This window comes from Microbacterium sp. Cr-K20 (assembly GCF_000708325.1).
Lineage (GTDB): Bacteria > Actinomycetota > Actinomycetes > Actinomycetales > Microbacteriaceae > Microbacterium.
The window spans coordinates 56,014-74,101 of the sequence record NZ_JARE01000059.1 but is presented as its reverse complement, the minus strand read 5'-3'; the positions used below and the strand labels follow the sequence as shown (position 1 = coordinate 74,101).

General features: G+C 69.8%; 15 protein-coding genes. 4 read left to right on the top strand and 11 right to left on the bottom strand.

Going from position 1 to position 18,088, the window contains the following annotated elements; all coding sequences use genetic code 11:
• Positions 1-59 precede the first annotated feature (59 nt).
• Positions 60-1,103, top strand: coding sequence for an ATP-dependent DNA ligase (locus GZ67_RS0114390; protein ID WP_029262286.1), 1,044 nt, complete (start codon positions 60-62; stop codon positions 1,101-1,103).
• A gap of 100 nt (positions 1,104-1,203) precedes the next feature.
• On the opposite strand, the gene GZ67_RS0114385 is transcribed toward GZ67_RS0114390, so the two are convergent.
• The 7 genes from GZ67_RS0114385 to GZ67_RS0114355 form a co-directional block, all read right to left on the bottom strand.
• The gene (locus tag GZ67_RS0114385) at positions 1,204-1,467 is read right to left on the bottom strand and encodes a ribbon-helix-helix protein, CopG family (protein ID WP_029262285.1); all 264 of its coding nucleotides are present in this window, start codon (positions 1,465-1,467) and stop codon (positions 1,204-1,206) included.
• Between the two features lie 37 nt (positions 1,468-1,504).
• Positions 1,505-2,578 (bottom strand): non-homologous end-joining DNA ligase, encoded by a 1,074-nt coding sequence (gene ligD, locus GZ67_RS0114380; RefSeq protein WP_029262284.1) that lies wholly within the window; start codon positions 2,576-2,578, stop codon positions 1,505-1,507.
• 72 nt (positions 2,579-2,650) lie between these two features.
• The gene (locus GZ67_RS0114375; protein ID WP_029262283.1) at positions 2,651-3,790 is read right to left on the bottom strand and encodes an SseB family protein; all 1,140 of its coding nucleotides are present in this window, start codon (positions 3,788-3,790) and stop codon (positions 2,651-2,653) included.
• Positions 3,791-3,852: 62 nt separating this feature from the next.
• On the bottom strand, positions 3,853-6,327 hold the full coding sequence (locus tag GZ67_RS0114370; RefSeq protein ID WP_029262282.1) for an ATP-dependent helicase: 2,475 nt from the start codon (positions 6,325-6,327) through the stop codon (positions 3,853-3,855).
• 104 nt (positions 6,328-6,431) lie between these two features.
• Positions 6,432-9,563, bottom strand: coding sequence for a lamin tail domain-containing protein (locus GZ67_RS0114365; protein WP_029262281.1), 3,132 nt, complete (start codon positions 9,561-9,563; stop codon positions 6,432-6,434).
• Between the two features lie 166 nt (positions 9,564-9,729).
• The gene (locus tag GZ67_RS0114360; protein WP_029262280.1) at positions 9,730-10,749 is read right to left on the bottom strand and encodes an ABC transporter permease; all 1,020 of its coding nucleotides are present in this window, start codon (positions 10,747-10,749) and stop codon (positions 9,730-9,732) included.
• Positions 10,746-11,807: an ABC transporter ATP-binding protein gene (locus GZ67_RS0114355; protein ID WP_081860012.1), complete on the bottom strand. Its 1,062-nt coding sequence runs from the start codon at positions 11,805-11,807 to the stop codon at positions 10,746-10,748. Before GZ67_RS0114355 ends, GZ67_RS0114360 begins: the two co-directional genes overlap by 4 nt.
• 89 nt (positions 11,808-11,896) lie before the next feature.
• On the opposite strand from GZ67_RS0114355, the gene GZ67_RS0114350 reads away from it, so the two are divergent.
• On the top strand, positions 11,897-12,295 hold the full coding sequence (locus GZ67_RS0114350; protein ID WP_029262278.1) for a YccF domain-containing protein: 399 nt from the start codon (positions 11,897-11,899) through the stop codon (positions 12,293-12,295).
• 21 nt (positions 12,296-12,316) lie between these two features.
• Here the strand turns inward: GZ67_RS0114350 and GZ67_RS0114345 are convergent, their stop codons facing one another.
• A complete protein-coding gene (locus tag GZ67_RS0114345; RefSeq protein ID WP_029262277.1) occupies positions 12,317-13,303 on the bottom strand; it encodes a glycerophosphodiester phosphodiesterase family protein in 987 nt (328 codons plus the stop codon).
• A gap of 89 nt (positions 13,304-13,392) precedes the next feature.
• On the opposite strand from GZ67_RS0114345, the gene GZ67_RS0114340 reads away from it, so the two are divergent.
• Positions 13,393-14,319, top strand: coding sequence for a Bax inhibitor-1/YccA family protein (locus GZ67_RS0114340; protein ID WP_029262276.1), 927 nt, complete (start codon positions 13,393-13,395; stop codon positions 14,317-14,319).
• A 160-nt stretch (positions 14,320-14,479) separates the two neighbouring features.
• Complete coding sequence (locus GZ67_RS0114335) at positions 14,480-14,752, top strand: GlsB/YeaQ/YmgE family stress response membrane protein (protein WP_017203627.1); 273 nt, start codon at positions 14,480-14,482, stop codon at positions 14,750-14,752.
• 61 nt (positions 14,753-14,813) lie between these two features.
• On the opposite strand, the gene GZ67_RS0114330 is transcribed toward GZ67_RS0114335, so the two are convergent.
• From GZ67_RS0114330 to GZ67_RS0114320, 3 genes are all read right to left on the bottom strand, one after another.
• On the bottom strand, positions 14,814-16,109 hold the full coding sequence (locus GZ67_RS0114330; RefSeq protein WP_029262275.1) for an RNA polymerase sigma factor: 1,296 nt from the start codon (positions 16,107-16,109) through the stop codon (positions 14,814-14,816).
• Positions 16,109-16,534: a YciI family protein gene (locus GZ67_RS0114325; RefSeq protein ID WP_029262274.1), complete on the bottom strand. Its 426-nt coding sequence runs from the start codon at positions 16,532-16,534 to the stop codon at positions 16,109-16,111. The genes GZ67_RS0114330 and GZ67_RS0114325 overlap by 1 nt, the downstream gene beginning before the upstream one ends.
• Before the next feature lie 162 nt (positions 16,535-16,696).
• A complete protein-coding gene (locus GZ67_RS0114320; RefSeq protein ID WP_029262273.1) occupies positions 16,697-18,082 on the bottom strand; it encodes a glycosyltransferase in 1,386 nt (461 codons plus the stop codon).
• Positions 18,083-18,088 lie beyond the last annotated feature (6 nt).

Here is an 18,088-nt window from a genome sequence, read left to right as displayed (position 1 = left end):
GCTCGATCGGCGGCGACGCCGGGGTACCGGAATCGATGCCCCGCGGCCAGGATGGGACCATGCGCTACGAGATCCCCGCGCCGATGCTCGCCAAGGCGGTGCCGGCGGTTCCGGACCCGGTGAAAACCTCCGGTGGGCTCCTGTTCGAACCCAAGTGGGACGGCTTCCGCGGCCTCATCGCGTGGGACGGCGAGACCGTGGAGATCGGCTCTCGGGGCGCGAAGCCGCTGACACGGTACTTCCCCGAGCTGGTCGAGGCGATCCCCGACCTGCTGCCCGGGCCGTGCCTGCTCGACGGGGAGATCGTCGTCGCCACCGGACCACTCGGCTCGCAGCGCCTCGACTGGGAGGCGCTGAGCCAGCGCATCCACCCGGCGGCCTCGCGCGTCGCGAAGCTCGCGGCGGAGACGCCGGCGATGTTCATCGCCTTCGATCTGCTCGCCCTCGGCGACGACGATCTACTGACGGAGCCCTTCGAGACAAGGCGGTCCCGTCTCGAGACACTCATGGACGGCGTCGACCATCCGCTGCACATCACCCGCACGACTCGAGACCGCGACGCGGCCGTCCGCTGGCTCGCCGAATTCGAAGGAGCAGGACTCGACGGTGTCGTCGCCAAGCCCCTCGACCAGCCGTATGCGCCGGGGAAGCGGACGCTGTTCAAGATCAAGCACGCCCGCACGGCCGATGTGGTCGCGCTCGGCTACCGCATCCACAAGTCCGGATCCGGCGTCGGATCGCTGCTGGTCGGTCTGTACAGCGACGACGGGGTGCTGCGGCAGGTCGGCGGTGTGGCCGCCTGGAGTGACGTGCGGCGGCAGGAGCTCGTCGACGAGCTCGCTCCCCTCGTCGAGCGCGACGACAGCGGCGAAGCGCTGACCGCAGAAGGCGAGCGGTCACGGTTCAGCGGCAGCAAGGACGTCTCGTTCGTGCGGCTGCGCCCCGAGCGGGTGCTCGAGGTCCGCTACGACCAGCTCGAAGGCGCCCGCTTCCGCCACACGGTGCAGTTCGAGCGGTGGCGGCCCGACCGTGACGCCCGCTCCTGCACCTACGACCAGCTCGACACGGTCGCCGGCTACGACCTCGCCGACGTCCTCCGCTGACGGGCCGTTCGGAGAGGTCCCACAGAGGTCTCGTACCCTTCGCCGTTCACGGGAGCAGAGCGATCATCTGAGGCCTCGCCGGCATCGCGTGGATGAACCTTCACACGGCTGCAGACGACAACGCCTCGCGGATCACCTCGGATCGAGTTTTGCCTTCGCGTTCCGCACGGGCGTCGAGCGCCGCGATCTCGTCGAGAGTAAGCCGCAGCGCCACGACTTGCGATGGTGCCGCTCCGCGTCCCGGCCGCCCGCGACCGCGCTTCTTGAGAACCTCTGCGTCGTATCCGGCTTCCGCTTCGGCAGACCACGCGGCGATCTGCTCCTCGGTGACCGGACTGCCGTTGATGGTTTCGCGCGAGATCATATCAATAGTGTTATACGAAAATGCCCGGCCCGCAAGGTCAGTCCTTCTCGGCGGGAGTACCGTCTTCGTCCCAGTTCGCGGCGACCTTCTTGCTCGGCTGTACGCGGGGCGGCTCCCCCGGCATCTTCGGGAACTCGGGCGGGAACGGCAGCTCTCCCAGTCCGTTCGCCCTGTCGCGCTCCCACCACTCCAGCAGGGTGTCGATGCGGCCGGGAGAAGCCTGCATCGTCGCCCAGGGGTCACCTACCTCCTCGAGGCGCTTCGGGATACTGCGCACCGTGAACGTGCGCGGATCCAGGCCGTCGAGTTCGTCCCACTGCACCGGAGTCGACACCGTCGCCCCCGGCAGCGCGCGGGGGCTGTAGGCGCCGGCCATCGTCCGGTCGCGGTTGGCCTGGTTGAAGTCGACGAAGATCCGCTCCCCGCGCTCCTCCTTCCACCAGTTCGTGATGACCTGCTCCGGCATCCGCCGCTCCAGTTCGCGCCCGGCCGCGATCACGCCGTGCCGCACATCCAGGAACTCGTGGGTCGGCTCGATGGGAGCGAAGACATGCAGACCGCGGTTGCCGCTGGTCTTGGCGAACGCCTCGAGTCCCGCCTCGCGCAGCACCTCGCGCAGCGTGTGCGCCGCGGTCACGGCATCCGCGAAGTCCGTGCCCGGCTGCGGGTCGAGGTCGATGCGCAACTCGACCGGGTTGTCCGCGTCGGTGGCCAGCGACGCCCAGGGGTGGAACACGATCGTGTTCATCTGCACGGCCCAGACGATCGCGCTCGCCCGGTTGAGCACGATCTGCGGATGCTGACGTCCGCTGTTGTACGTGACGGTGACGGCGTCGACGAAGTCGGGCGTCCCCTTGGGCGGGTTCTTCGAGAAGAAGCCCTCGGCGCGCGGTCCATCGGACGCGCCGACGCCGTCGCGGAAGCGCTCGAGCGACACCGGACGGTTGCCGTTGGCCGCGAGGAAGGGAACTGCGACGAGCTGGGCGTACTCGGCCAGCTCCGCCTTCGTGATGCCGAGGTCGGGCCACACCACCCGGTTCGGGCTCGAGAGGGCCACATCGCGCTCTCCGTCGGAGTCGGCGATGGTCAGGGTCACACGTTCTGAGGCCATGCTCCGACCCTAGAGCGATGGCCCGACGGGCGGTACCCCGCGCCGGTGGAGGACGACGGACTCCGGTACCGCTCAGTCGCCGAGGGCGACAGCCAGCGCGAGAACCGGGGTGAGCGCATCCCGCTCGACGACGATCGACGGACCCGCGGAGTCGACGATCACACCCGCCATGTCGGAATGGCTCGACAGGACCTTCGCCAGCTGCTCCGGCTCGAACGGGAGCGGACGGTCGCCGCGGCCCAGCGCGATCACCTCGAGGGGGTGGGAGAACAGCTGCAGGAAGCGGCGCCCGTCGGTGGTCTGCGCCTCGGCGATACCGGCCTGGCCGCTGCCGTCACCCTCGTTCACGGCGACCCACATCCGCTTCACCGCGAGCGCTTCGCCGACCTTGAGTGTCGAGTCCTGCTCGCGCGGAGCGGCGAGGATGCTCTTGACCGTCATGTCGACGTCGGCCTGTTCGAGCGTCTTCTGCAGCAGATCGGTGGGGAACACCACGCGATGCGGGGCGGAGGCGTTGTCGACGATGAGGCCGGCGAAGTCACCGGACACGACCTGCTGGAGCACCGAGGTCACCGGCTGCGCGACGGCAGAGGTCGCGGCGGGGTCGGCCTCGAGCTGCACCGAATCGCGCACGGCACGGGCCGAGCTGAAGGCCAGCATGAACTGCCGGTCGTCGTTGTCGCGCACGACAGCGACCGACAGCGGCTTTCCTTCGCTGATCTGCGCACGCGCGTCGCCGTTCACGCGGATGTAGAGGTGGCCCTGGAGCGCCTGACGCATCACACCGAGGAGCTGGTCGTTGCTCGCGCCCGCCTCGATCTCGGTGAGGGCTTCGCGGAGCAGGACGTTGTCCTTCATCCCTGCGACGGTCTCGGTCTGCTCGGGCGGCAGGGGCGAGGCGAGCGGAAGACGCCGTTCCTCGGGAGCTGCGGGCTGCGCGGGAGCAGCGGGCTGCGCCGGACGCGGGTCCGCGGCTGCTGCCTCGGACTGCGCATCGGAGGTCGGCAGCGCGACCTCGGGCCCGGCCTGGGCACCGACGCCGCGGAACGCCTGCACCGAGATGCCGATCGACGGCGCCTCGACGGGCTGCTCGGCCTCGGCCCCGCCCTGATCGGCGTTCACGGTATCCGACCCGGTCGCGGTCTCCTCCGCGTCGGGGGCGGGGGTGACAGCATCGTCTGCGGACTTCTTGCGGCGGGAGAAGAGGGCCATAATCAGCCAGCCTAACCGGCATTCCCCTGCGTGCTCCGCCGGTGCCGGGCGCGCGGCGCGGGCTAGATCTTCTCGATCGGCGCGACCTTGATGAGCAGCTTCTTCTGCCCTGCCGAGTCGAACCGCACATGGGCGATGCGCTTCGCGCCCTCGCCGGTCACGGCATCCACCCGCCCTTCGCCGAAGTCGACGTGACGGATGCGGTCGCCCGCGGTGAGCTCGAGGTCGCCGTTGTCGCGCATCTTGGCCGTGACCCGGTTGGGGAACTTGTCCATCGCGGTCGACAGCGGCTTGAGGGAGTCACGGCCGGGCAGCGTCTTGACGGCGAACCGGTCGCCCGAGCCGGAGCCGCCGAAACCGCCCTGGCGACGGGCGTTCAGTGCCCGCGATTGCATTCCGCCGCGGGAGTTCACATCTCCCGGCGACTGCCGCCAGTCGATGAGGTTCGCCGGGATCTCCTGCAGGAAGCGACTGGGCATCGCCACGGTGACCTCGCCGAACTGCGCCCGCGTCATGGCGAGCGACAGGTGCAGTCGCTTGCGGGCGCGCGTGATGCCGACATAGAAGAGCCGGCGCTCCTCCTGCGGCCCACCGGGTTCTCCCGCCGAGATGCGGTGCGGGATCAGGTCTTCCTCGACACCCGTGACGAACACGGCGTCGTACTCGAGGCCCTTCGCCGTGTGCATGGTCATGAGAGACACCGAACCGGACTCGTCGTCGAGGTCGTCGGCGTCGGACACCAGCGCGACCTCGGTGAGGAAGTCGACGATCGTGCCCTCGGGGTTGTTGCGGGCGAAGTCGCGGGCGACGGCCACGAACTCGTCGAGGTTCTCGACACGGGCCTCGTCCTGCGGGTCGCGGCTGGCGCGCAGCGCGTCGAGGTAGCCGCTCTTGCCGAGCAACACGCCCAGACCGTCGGCCACGCTCGTGGGAGGCGGCACCTCGCCGGTGGCGGGAGTCAGGATCGCGGCAGCCTCGGCGAGCACGGCGTCGAGCTGTCCGATCGCGGCCTGGATCTTCGGGCCGACGCCGAGCTGCCCCGGCATCGACAGCGCGTCGCGGAAGCTGATGCCATGCTCTTCGGCGAAACGGGCGATGGCCGTCTCGGTCACATCTCCGATGCCGCGCCGCGGCTTGTTCAGGATGCGTCGCACCGACATCTCGTCGGCCGGGTTCGCGACCGACACCAGGTAGGCGAGCGCGTCCTTGATCTCGGCGCGGTCGTAGAACTTGGTGCCGCCCATGATCTTGTAGGGCACGGCCGAGCGGATGAAGATCTCTTCCAGCGCACGGGACTGCGAGTTCGTGCGGTAGAACACGGCCATCTCGGAGTACGGCATGCCCGCACGGTGCAGCGCCTCGACCTCGTCGGCGACGAACTGCGCCTCGTCGTGCTGCGAGTAGCCGGTGAAGCCGATGATGGCGTCGCCGTCGCCCTTGTCGCTCCAGAGCTTCTTGTCCTTGCGGTCGAAGTTGTTGCCGATCACGGCGTTGGCGGCGGAGAGGATGTTCTGCGTCGAGCGGTAGTTCTGCTCGAGCAGCACCACACGGGCGCCCGGGAAGTCGCGTTCGAACTCGCTGATGTTGCGGATGTCGGCACCGCGGAAGGCGTAGATCGACTGGTCGGAGTCGCCGACCACAGTGAGCGAGGCGCCCGGTTCGCCGGCATCCGCCGTGGGCGCGGGATCGGGCTCGAAGATCATCATGCCGTTGGAGGCATACGGGTCGGGGGCAGAGCCCGCAGCACCGGAGACGGGGCGCGTGAGCTCGTGGATGAGCGAGTACTGCGCGTGGTTCGTGTCCTGGTACTCGTCGACGAGGATGTGCCTGAACCGTCGGCGGTACGTGTCGGCGACCTGCGGGAAGGCGCGGAACAGGTAGACGGTCTGACCGATGAGGTCGTCGAAGTCGAAGGCGTTGGCCTTCTGCAGCTGCCGCTGATAGTCGGCGAAGACCTCGACGAAGACCCGCTCGGCCGGGTCGCTCATGTTGGCCTGCCGGGCGTAGGACTCGGCGTCGGACAGCTCGTTCTTCAGCTTGGAGATGCGCGACTGCACGGATGCCGGGGTGAGCCCGTAGGCGTCGGCCTCGTGCTCCTTGACCAGGCGCTTCAGCAGCGCACGCGAGTCGCCGGAGTCGTAGATCGTGAATGATTTCGTGTAGCCGAACTGCTGGGCCTCGCGCCGCAGGATGCGGACGCAGGCCGAGTGGAACGTCGAGATCCACATGCCGCGGGCGGCGTCGCCGATCAGTCCCTCGACGCGCTCCCGCATCTCACCGGCGGCCTTGTTGGTGAAGGTGATCGCGAGGATCTGACTCGGCCAGGCTTCACGCGCGTGGAGCAGCGAGGCGATGCGCCGGGTGAGGACGCTCGTCTTACCCGATCCGGCACCCGCGACGATGAGGAGCGCGGGCCCGCGATAGGTGACGGCCTCGAGCTGTTGCGGGTTCAGGCCGGCGAGGAGATCGTCCTGCCCCGGGGCCCCGGAGGAGCGGGGGCCGACGGATCCGGGGACGATGAGAGGAGCTTCGGTCATGGCCTTATGAGTCTAGGCGTCGGCACCGACACTGCGGCACGAGGAGGCGGCGCCCGGTGATGCTGCGGTGGGGTGCGCGGGCGAACCCGCGCACCCCTCCGATCTCAGACGGTGCGTGTGCGGCGGCGGCGGACCGCCACCCCTCCCGCGACCAGGAGCATCAGCGCCAGCGCGAGCGCGGCGACGGGGAACTCGGCACCGGTCGCGGCGAGCCCGCCTGCGCCCTCGGAGATGCGGATGTCGGCCCAGCCGAGCAGCGCCCCGTCGGCGTCGTACACCGCGATCCGATGTGCACCCAGCGCGGCATCGGTCGGGACCGTCACGGTGATCGACCCTGCCGCGGACAGCGCGCCTGTCGCGAGCTGCACCGGGTCGGAGTACATCCACACCGCGATGCCCTCCCCCGCCGCGTCCGCGCCGACGGTGACCGTGACCTTCTGTCCGCGGGTGGCGACCGCGGGATCGACCGTCACGCCGTTGCGGTTGCCGTCGACCAGGTCCGTGCCGGGCAGCGGCGGGTTCTCCCCACCGGGGTTCTCGCCGCCGGGGTTCTCGCCGCCGGGGTTCTCGCCGCCGGGGTTCTCACCGGCGACGCCCGGAAGCGTCCCGGTGCGCAGCGACTCGGAGGCGAAGCCGTCGGCGAACCACCACACCGGACGCTGACCGTCGACCGACAGCGAAGCCGGCGCAGTCGCGAAGCCCTCGTTGTTGATGTCGGGCATGCCGGCCGGACGCGCGTACTGGACGATGCCCGGCTGGGCGGTGCCGTTGAGGGAGATCTCGGCCGAACGGCCCTGGCAGCCGTCGTCGCAGACAGCCCACAGCGTGCCGCGCACGCTGTCGTAGTCGAGAGCCATCACGCCGGCGAGCCCGGGAGCGACCTCCGAGACGAGGGTGGCCGAGCCGTCACCGCCGAGCGCGAACGCATACACGTGGCCGTTGTCCTCGACCGCCACCAGGAACAGCCCGCCACCGTGGCCGGCATAGTCCGCGGGCTTGTACGCCGCACCGGTGTTGTCGTCGAAGAGCTTTCCGGCGAGCGCGGCATCCGGCACCCACTGCACGGCCTCCATACCGAGGTTCGCCCCGACGGAGGGCAGCAGCGCGGTGAGGTCCCACTCCTGCTGTGCGACGAGGTCGCCGTTCGACGCCTCGGGGTCGACCTTCAGGACCTTGTTCTGGTTCACGCCCTTGGCACTGTTGTCACGCTCCGAGGCCACGTACACGAAGCCGTTTCCGTCCACCGTGATGCCCTCGGTGTCCGGGCCTGCGGCACCCGCGTCAGCGGCGTCCTTCTGGAACCGGACGCGCTTGCCCGCATCCCAGCCGTCGACCTTCTCGACCGAGCCGTCGGCGTGCGCCTCGAGCTTCCAGATGCGGCCCTCGCCGTTGTCGACTGCCCAGAGGAACGCGCCGTCGGCGGTCTCCTGCACGTCGAGCCCCGAGCTGTCCTCGAGGAACGTCGGGATGCTGTCGAGCACGCGGACCTCGGCCGATCCGGGCCACGGCGAGACGGTGACCTCGCCGGCGCAGACGTTCGCGGCACCCTTCGAGGACTCTGTCGTCGCGGCGAACGCACCCGTCGTGTCGGGGCAGCGCCCCCAGGTGATGGCTGCGTGACCCTCGCCCCAGCTGGTCTCGTCGACGAGCAGCTCGCCGTCGAACAGCCGCACCGCGTCGCCGCCGCCCAGGCCGAAGCCGAGCTGCTCGCGCTCGATCACGAGGTACTCCCCCGCGCCGATCGTGGTTCCGGCCGGGATCGAGTACGCGTGGGTGTCGTCGTCGTCCTTCACCACGATGCCCGAGACGTCGAGGGCCGCGTCGGTCGGGTTCACCAGCTCCACCCAGTCGTCGGGCGAGCCGCCGTCGGACTCGACCTCGTTGAGGCGCACCGGATTGCCGCAGGCGTTGCGCAGCCCCTTGGTCGAGACCGCGACATCGACGAAGTCACCGGAGCCGTCGGCGCAGCGCGCCAGCACGCCCGCGGCGTGGGCGGTGTACACGTGCTCGTCGACGGTGTTGCCGTTCGCATCGCGGACCGTCACGGTGTCGCCGTTGCCGAGACCGAAGACGAAGTTCGCCGGCTGGTCGAAGACGAAGTATGCGCCCGGCTGCAACGTCGTGCCGGCCGGCAGCGGTGTGGTCTCACCCGCATGACCGCTGGGGTCGCTGTCCATGACGCTCCAGCCCGACAGATCGACGGCCGTGCTGCCGGTGTTCGCGACCTCGACCCAGTCGGTGGTGTCCCCGTTCGACTCGATCTCGTTGATCACGACGTCGGGCATGACGCACGAGTTGGCGGCTCCGGGCGTCGAATGAGCGAGCACGAACGCGCCGACACCGTCCGGGCAGCGTGCGAGCGTGGCGGCGGAGAAGTCTCCGTCGATCGCCGCGTGCCCCTCCCACGGGAGGGTGTCGTCGATCTGCGCTGCTGCCGCGTCGAACAGGCGGATGCGGTCGGCGCTGCCGATGCCGATGGGGTCGCGGAACGCGGCCTCGGCTCCTCCGACGAGACCGATCGTGCCCTCGTCGACGACGAGGAACTCGCCCGCTCCGATCTGCGTGCCGGCCAGGAACTGCCAGCGGTGATCGTCGGAGTTGTCGCGGATCTCGTAGCCCGAGATGTCGAGCGCCTCGGTTCCGGGGTTGTAGAACTCGACCCAGTCGGCGGGCTGCGAGTCGACCTCGTTGATCACGATCGAGCCGACGACGGGAGCGACCGTGCAGTCGTTCGCTGCGCCGGGGGTCGCTGTCGTGGCATGCGCCCACTCGCCCGTGCCGTCGGCGCACCGTGCCCACACCGACAGCGGCGCGGTGTTCTCGTAGGCATAGGAGTCGGCCTCGGCGCCGCTCGGGTCGAAGAGCATGACCTCGTCGCCCTTGCCGAGACCGAACGGGAAGTCGACGTCCTTCACGAGCACGAGGAACTCACCGGGGGCGAGCGACGTGCCCTCGGGCGCCGCGCCGAAGCTGTCGCGCTTCTCGTCGGCGACCTTCCAACCGGCGAGGTCGACCGTCTCGGTGCCCGCGTTGTAGATCTCGATCTGGTCGGCGAGGCCGGTCGCCGCGTCGTCGTAGACGATCTCGTTGAGCACGAGGCTCGGCGCGGCCGACACCGTCTCCGCCGGGCGGATGCCGGGAGAGGCGCCGATGGCGGCGGCGGGAGTGGCGAGCAGGGCGGCGGCGCTCAGTGCGCACACCGCCGCGACCGCGGCTGCGGATTGCAGGCGGGGCATGGAGGACTCCTGGGGGTCGGCCGGCAGACCCCAGGCGGGGCCCGACCGGGCTCAGTCGGGTACCAGCCCAGACCACCGATCCCGCGTGGCCGCGAAGAATCCTTCCGGTGCACGGAAGGTGAACGGGAGGTGGCGACTTCCCGTTCGCCCTTCCGTTCTCACATCCTCAGGCGATGCGGGTGCCCGGCGGCAGACGCTTCGCGGGCGTACGCGTACGTGCCCATGCCCCGGCGAACAGCGAGCCGGCGATGACGATCTGCACGCCGAGTCCCACGAACCAGCTGGGCACCGACGAGTCCATGATCTCCTCCGGCGTGCGGTAGCCGCCGTTCGGGTCGCACTCGTCCCAGCGCTGTTCGAGCGGCGACTGCTGCGCGCTGCGCACGCCGAGCTTGATCTGGCCGAACAGGTCGACCGGGTACCCCTCGGCCGAGAACTCCGTGGGGGTCGCATCGGCGAGCACGACGAACGGGTTGGCCGACAGCGCCCACCAGACGTAGTCGAATCGCGGCACCTCGTAGGTGGTGCCGACCTCCCACTCGTCGCAGATGGGGGCGCCGTTCGCGTCGTACGGGCGCGAGTATGTCGTCGCCTCGCTGCGCACGGCCATGCCGCCCAGCCCGAAGGCGATGAGCGTGCCGAACACGAGGCCGGCGACCACGAGATACGTCGCCGCGACCGAGAACAGCGGGCGGGCGATGAGTCCGCTCAGGCCGACGCCGATGGCCGCGACCACGATGATCTCGACCGCGAGCACGAGCAGCGAGACCAGCAGCACGAGCGCATCCGCTCCCCCGCCCAGGAGCGACAGGGCGAGGAACGGCACGGCGACGAGCAGGAAGGCGCCGCCGGTCGCGATGGCGGCGAGGAGCTTGCCGAGCATGATGTCGCCGGTCGACGCCGCGGTCACCTGGACCGCGGCGAGGGTCGCCGCATCACGGTCGCCGTTGATCGCGTTGCCGCTGAGGGTCGGTGACACCAGCACGACCAGCAGCAGCACGATGTTGACGACGATCGAATAGACGCCGGCGCCGACGAAGTCGCCCCACGAGTACACGGCGAACGCGAGTCCGGTGACCCCGAGCAGGATGAGGGCGAAGACACCCAGGAGGACGTACCAGCCGACGCTCCGCAGCCGCTGGGTCAGTTCGAGTCGGGCGATGATCCCGATGTTCGCGAGGCTCATGCTCCCGTCTCCGTTCCGGTCGGTGCTGCGGGGGCGGGTGGCGCCGGAGGCGCGGCGGGTGGTGCGGGTGGTGCGGCGGGCGAAGAGGGTGCAGGCGGTGCCGGATGCTGCGGGGTGGAAGCGGCGGTTTGCGGCAGCGGCGCATGCGACAGGTTGAGGAACGTGTGCTCCAGATCGCTCTGCGCCGGGGCGAACTCCGCTACCGGCAGGCCCGCTTCGACGAGCGTGCGCAATGACTGCGCCGCCGCATCCTCACCCGCGAATCCGACGAGTACCGCTCCGCGATCCGTGGCGAGGGAGTCCGGGGACAGACCGAGGTTCGATGCCACCTGCCAGGTGTCGGCGTTCAGACGTTCCGGCGTCGCGCCGGCCAGGCGCACGCGCCACGCGCGCACAGAGGTCTGCAGGGGAGCCGCGTCGACCACGGCACCGGCCACGAGGAAGACCGAATCGTCGACCACCTCTTCCAACTCCGAGAGGATGTGGCTCGAGATCAGCACCGTGCGCCCCTCGGCAGCCAGGCGACGCAGCAGCTCGCGCAGTTGGACACGCGCCTCGGGGTCGAGTCCGGATGCCGGCTCGTCGAGAAGCAGCACCTGGGGGTCGTGCACGAGGGCGCGGGCGAGGCCGAGCTTCTGCTTCTGCCCCCGCGACAGCACCTTCGCGGGCGAGTCCGCGAGCTCCCCAAGCCCGACGAGTGTGAGCAGCTGCTGCGCCCGCGCGGCGGCATCCGGCTTCTCGATGCCGTACAGGCGGGCGGTGGTGACGATGGTCTCCCGCGCCGTGAGCGACGGCCAGGCGCCGAGTGCGTCCGGCATCCAGCCCAGCAGACGCCGAGCCGCGAGCGGGTCGACCGAGGGGTCGACGCCGCCGATGCTGATCGTTCCGGAGTCGGGCGCGAGGAGCGAGGCGAGCATGAGGAGCAGCGTCGTCTTGCCCGCTCCGTTCGGCCCGACCAGCCCGGTCACGCGGCCCGGCTCGGCTCGCAGGGTGGCCCCTCGCACCGCCTGCACCGTTCCGAACGCTCTACTGACGTCTTGCACCACGATTCCGGTCATGCGGTCAGTCTGGCATCCGGACCGCCGCGCGCCCGGGACCTCGGGGCGGATGCTCAGACACCGAGCCTCGGGGGTGACACAATCTCCCCATGCGCACGATCCTCAACATCATCTGGGTCATCCTGGCCGGATGGGCCCTGTTCCTCGGGTACGTCCTGGCCGGCATCCTGCTGTGCATCCCGATCATCACGATCCCGTGGGCGATCGCCTCGTTCCGTATCGCCGCGTACGCGATCTGGCCGTTCGGGCGCGAGGTCATCAGCAAGCCGACGGCCGGCGTCGGCTCGTTCCTCGGCAACGTCCTGTGGGTGATCCTCGCCGGCTGGTGGCTCGCGATCGGCCACATCGTCTCCGGCATCCTGCTGTGCGTCACGATCATCGGCATCCCGATGGGAATCGCCGACTTCAAGATGGTCCCGATCTCGCTCATGCCGCTCGGCAAGGAGATCGTCTCCACCCGTCGCGGCGCGTTCGACCGCACCCTCTGACCCGGCCTCCGGTGGCTCCACTCAGCTGCGGAAGAACGCCACGCCCAGATCGGGGTGGTCCACGAACACGCCGTCGATACCCTGGCGCGCGATGACGCCCCACTCCGACTCGTAGTCCCCGAACGCCGAGCGTCCACCCGAGCCGCGGAACTCCGGCGACAGGAACGCGTTCTCCGGCCGGCACGTCCAGGTGAAGACCTGCAGGCCGCGCGCATGCGCATCGGCGACGATCGTGTTGCCGCGGTCGAGCAGCATCTTCTTGTTGACGCTGATGCCGTCGACACGTCCGACGAGGCCGTCGAGCCCCTGCGGGGTGACGGTCGCCTTGTACGTGAGCGCCTGCTTGCCCTCGGCCACCAGCCGGTCGTACGGGCGACCGGTCGCCTCGATCAGGTAGATGTACGACGCCGCGACGCCGCGCTCCCGCAGCTGCCCGAGCACCGTCGACTCGAAGCACTCGATCACCAGCGGCAGCTCTCCGTCGGCCCACCCCGCATCCCGCAGCTCACGCTCGATCAGCGGAGCCAGGTCGAGGCCGATGCTCGCGAAGTAGGTGGCGTGCTTGACCTCGAGCACCACGCCGATCTCCCGCCCGTGCTCGGTCGAACCGTCGCGCACGATGTCGAGCACGTCCCGCAGGCGGAGGATGGCCTGCGAGTCGTCGAAGCTCGCGCTCGAGACCCGCACCTCGGGCAGCCGCTCCCGCCCACGTAGGGTCGACAGCTCCGCCCAGGTGAAGTCCTCGGTGAACCAGCCGGTCAGCGCCTGTCCGTCGACACGCTTGGTCGTCTTGCGATCGGCGAACTCCGGATGCAGGGCGACGTCGGTCGTGCCCGAGATCTCGTTCTCGTGCCGTACGACGAGGACACCGTCCTTCGTCGCGACGACGTCGGGCTCCACGGCATCCACGCCCATCGCGAGCGCCAGTTCGTAGGAGGAGCGACTGTGCTCCGGGCGATAGCCGGGCGCACCGCGGTGCCCGATGACGAGGGGTGATTTCCTGGGCACGCTCTCAGCGTAGAACACGCCTGGAGCGGCACCACCCGAGTATCGTGGAGGCAAGAGACCTACAACCCCCTTTGGAGTGAGGCCCACCAATGAGCAACTTCGCTTTCAACAACCCTGCTTTCCAGCAGCAGGACCCGCGCAACGTCGCGACCTACCCGGGCGGACCTCAGGCTGCTCAGGGCGCGCAGAACGCCTCGCTCCAGCACGGGGCGATGGATGTCGCGGCCAACGCGCAGCTCGAGGGCATGTACGCGGCCCCGCCTGCCGGTGCGATCGAGACCGACCGGATGTCCGTCGAGGACACCGTCTGGAAGACCGCCGGCCTGTTCGCCATCCTGCTCGTCACCGCAGCCATCGGCTGGGTGTGGACGCTCGGTGGGATCGACGCTCCGCCGTACAACCCCCAGAACCCGGCGCCCGTCAACATGATGCCGTGGATCATCGGTGCGCTCGGCGGCTTCGTGCTCGCGATGGTCATCACCTTCACCTCGCGCAAGAAGGTGCGCCCCGCGCTGATCTTCGCCTACGCCGCGCTCGAGGGCCTCTTCATCGGTGGCATCTCGGCGTTCTTCGAGGTCATCTACCCCGGCATCGTGTTCCAGGCCACCCTCGCGACCGTCTCGGTCGTCGGCGTGACCCTGGCCCTCTTCGCAAGCGGCAAGATCCGCGCGTCGAAGAAGGCGACCAAGATCTTCATGATCGCGATGATCGGCTACCTGGTCTTCTCGCTGCTGAACCTCGTCCTCATGTGGACCGGCGTCCTGCCGCAGGATCAGGCGTTCGGCATGCTCAGCGCCACCATCATGGGCATCCCGCTCGGCGTCATCATCGGCGTCCTCGTCGTGATCATGGCCGCGTACTCGCTGGTGCTCGACTTCGACCAGATCCAGCAGGGCGTCCGCAACGGCGCTCCCCGCCAGTACGGCTGGCTCGGCGCCTTCGGCATCATGGTCACGGTCGTGTGGCTCTACGTCGAGATCCTGCGCATCATCGCGATCGTCCGCGGCAACAACTGACGCGAACCACCGTTCAAAAGGCCCGTCTCCCCCGTGGAGGCGGGCCTTTTGGCACACCCGGGGAGGTGTGCGCAAGGGGTTGTCGTGCGGTCGCGAAGACCGGCAGTGTGGGTGTCACGAGCCCTGGCCCCCCGGGGCTCCCGACACATAGGAGCTGACCATGAGTTTTCTCGGCTTTCTTCTCCTCGGCCTCATCGCCGGGGCCATCGCCAAGCTGATCCTGCCCGGCAAGCAGGGTGGCGGGTGGTTCATCACCCTCCTTCTCGGTGTCGTCGGCGCCCTGCTCGGCGGCTGGCTCGGCAGCCTGATCCTCAACCGCCCGCTGACCGAGTTCTGGGATCTGGGCACCTGGCTCCTCGCCATCGCCGGTTCGATCATCGTCCTGCTGATCTACGGCTTGATCGCGGGTCGCGGTCAGAAGGTCAACGACTGACGCTCCCGCATACTCGACGCCCGTCCCCTTCGGCAGCTTCGCGCTTCCCGAAGGGGGCGGGTCATTTCTCTGCCCCGGCAGCCTTCCGCTCGAGCAACGACCGTTCGCGATCGTTGCCCGCGAGGCCGGCGGCGACCGCGAACTCGCTCCGTGCCTCCTCTTCGCGCCCGAGCCGCCGCAGCAACTCCCCCCGGGTCGCGGGCAGCAGGTGGTACCCGCGCAGCGCTCCCGCGCTCGAGAGCTGATCGATGATGCGCAACGCGGATGCCGGGCCGGTCGCCATCGCGACAGCGGCGGCACGGTTGAGCTCCACGACCGGCGAGGGTGCGATCCGGCCGAGAGCCTCGTAGAGGAGCACGATGCGGTCCCAGTCGGTGTCGTCCACGGATGCCGCGGTCGCGTGGCACTCGGCGATCGCGGCCTGCAGGCAGTAGGCACCGCGACCGCGCCCGAGCGCGTCGGCCGTCCCCAGCGCCGCTCGACCGCGGGTGATGCGCCCGCGATCCCACCGCCCACGGTCTTGGTCGGCGAGCAGCACGGGGTCGCCGTTTCCGTCCACACGCGCGGCGAACCGGGCCGCCGTCAGCTCCATCAGCGCCAGCAGGCCGTGCACCTCGGGCTCGCGCGGCATCAGCGCTGCGAGCACCCTGCCGAGCCGGATGGCCTCGTCGCTCAGCTCGGGTCGCATCCATTCCGGCCCGCTGCTCGCCGCGTGCGCCTCGTTGAAGATGAGGTACAGCACGCCGAGGATCGCGCCCAGACGCGCGGCGTGCTCCTCGCGAGGCGGCACCTCGAAGGGCGCGTTCGCCGCCGCGAGCGTCTTCTTCGCCCGCACGATGCGCTGCTGCACGGTCGCCGTCGGTACGAGGAAGGCACGGGCGATCTCCTCGCTCGACAGGCCACCGACCACCCGCAGCGTCAGGGCGACCTGCGCCTCCTTCGACAGCACCGGGTGGCAGGCGATGAAGATCAGGCGCAGCACGTCGTCGTCGACGGCATCCGGGTCCCACAGCACGTCCGGAGACTCGGCCTGCTCCCGCTCCAGGTCGCGGGCGAGAGCGGCGACCCGGGCATCCAGACGCTCCGCCCGGCGCCATCCGTCGATCGCCTTGCGCTTCGCCACCGCCGTGAGCCAGGCCCCCGCGTTGCGCGGCACCCCCTCGACCGGCCACTGCCGGAGCGCATCGACCAGCGCCTCCTGGGCGAGGTCCTCCGCGAGCCCGAAATCGCCGACCATGCGGGTGAGCGCCCCCACGATGCGCGCGGACTCGATGCGCCATACCGCGGCGACCGCGCGCTCCGCCGACCCGTCATCGGGGGCGGAGCGCGCGGCCTCGTCGTTCGCGGATCCGTCCATCACTGCTGTGCGCGCTGGGCCTGCTCCTCGCGCCAGCCGGCTTCCTTCTCGATCCACTCGTTGTCGGCCGGGAAGTCCTCGACGCCGGTGACCCGGCGCACTTCGAGGAACGATCCGGCACCGAGGGGTGCACGGCTCGCCCATTCGGCAGCTTCCTCGCGCGACGAGACCTCGAGGATCCAGAAGCCGTTGAACAGCTCCTTGGTCTCTCCGTACGGGCCGTCGGTGATGAGCGGCTTCTCCGCGCTGAAGTCGACGACGAATCCCTCGGCGGCATCGGTCAGGCCCTCGCCCGCGACCAGCACGCCGGCCTTCATCATCGACTCGTTGTACTTGCCCATGGCCTCGATGACCTGCTCGAAGGGCATCTCCTTGTATGCCTCGACGGCGGTGTCGTCTGCGCGCATGATGAGCATGAACTTCATGATGTTCTCCTTGTTCGAAGGGCCGTCTCTCGACCCTCTCATTCCAGACGTCGAACGGGAATGCCGCGGATCGACATCGGCGACGGAAATCTTCGAGATTTCTTTCACGGTCGCGAGGAGCCCCTCGTCACGCCGACTCCGGCGCCAAGGAGAGCGGGGGTGTCAGCGACGCGGTGGCGCAGAGGCGACCGCAGCGATCACGGCGGTGAGGGCGTCGAGCGAGCGCTCCGGGCTCCACGCCGCGGCGACCGTCGGGGCCTCGGCGCTCAGCGCCGCGAGCCGATCCGGGTCGGTCAGCAGGGAACGGATCGCATCGCCCAGCGCGTCGACGTCTCCGCTCGGCACCAGGGCACCGCCGCCCTGCTGTAGCACGTCGCGGATGCCGTAGCGCACGTCGTACGAGATCACGGGACTGCCGTGCAGCAGCGCTTCGACCACGCCGAGGGGCTGCCCCTCGAAGGCCGTGGAGGTGACCAGGATCGACGCCCGGTCGAGAACCGTCGCGGGTGAGTCTGTGTATCCGGCGAGCACGACGCGGTCTCCGGCGTCGAGCTCCTCGATCAGCGCGTGCAGGCGCTCCTGCTCCGGGCCGCCGCCCCAGATCTCCATCCGGGCGCCGGGCACGTCGGCCGCGAGGAAGGCGCGGATCGCGTGATCGACGCGCTTGCCCGGTGCGAGGCGGCCCAGCACCACGACGAGGCCGTCTTCGCGCAGGTCGTCCCTACCCTCGACGGGAGCGATCGGATTGGGCACGACCGCGTGCAGAGCCGAATCCCCGAAGCGGGCCACGACGTCGTCACGCTGCGTGGCGGTGGGCCAGATCACGGCGTCGAAGCGGTCGGCCAGGCGGAACCACCGGGTCCAGAGCGTGTTCATCGACGCATCCGGCGTGTAGGGCGCCTCGACGTGCATGGTGTGAATGGTGTGGACGATGCGCACCCGCGGATCCGACCAGTCCGCGATGAGCTCGCCCAGCTGGCGGGACTCGCAGATCACGACGATGCGGCGGTCACCGAACGCGGCCGCCACATGATCGAGCCACGCGCGGTAGAGACCACGGAAACCGTGCAGCGCGCCGGAGACCTCGCCCGCGCCGTCGTAGACCAGGACCGGCTCCGCGGTGAGGTGCCAGTCGGGGTTACCCGGAATGACCGGGAGCGCCGCGAACGGGCGCCCGTCGGCATCGGTCAGCACACGGTACTCGACGTCGGGGTCGGCGGTGACGGCGGCATCCGCTGCCGCACGCAGCCATCCGGCCGCTCCCCCGTCGGACGCGACCGCTTCATCGAAGAGGTTGCGCATCCGGGACGGGTCGGTGAGCGCCCCCTGTTCCGCGAACGTCCTGCGGTGGGCAGCGTGATCGGCCGCGGTTCCCGGGTCGAACGTCAGGAGCTGCGGGCCGGCACCCTTCGCGACGCCGGCATCGGCCAGCTGCCGGGCGCGCGCGAGCGTAGCGATCGTGTACCCGCCGTCCAGACCCGGGATCAACCGGCTGGACAGCACCAGGTACTCGGCGTCGGGCAGAGCCGGCGCCGCATCGGGGAGCATGGTGCT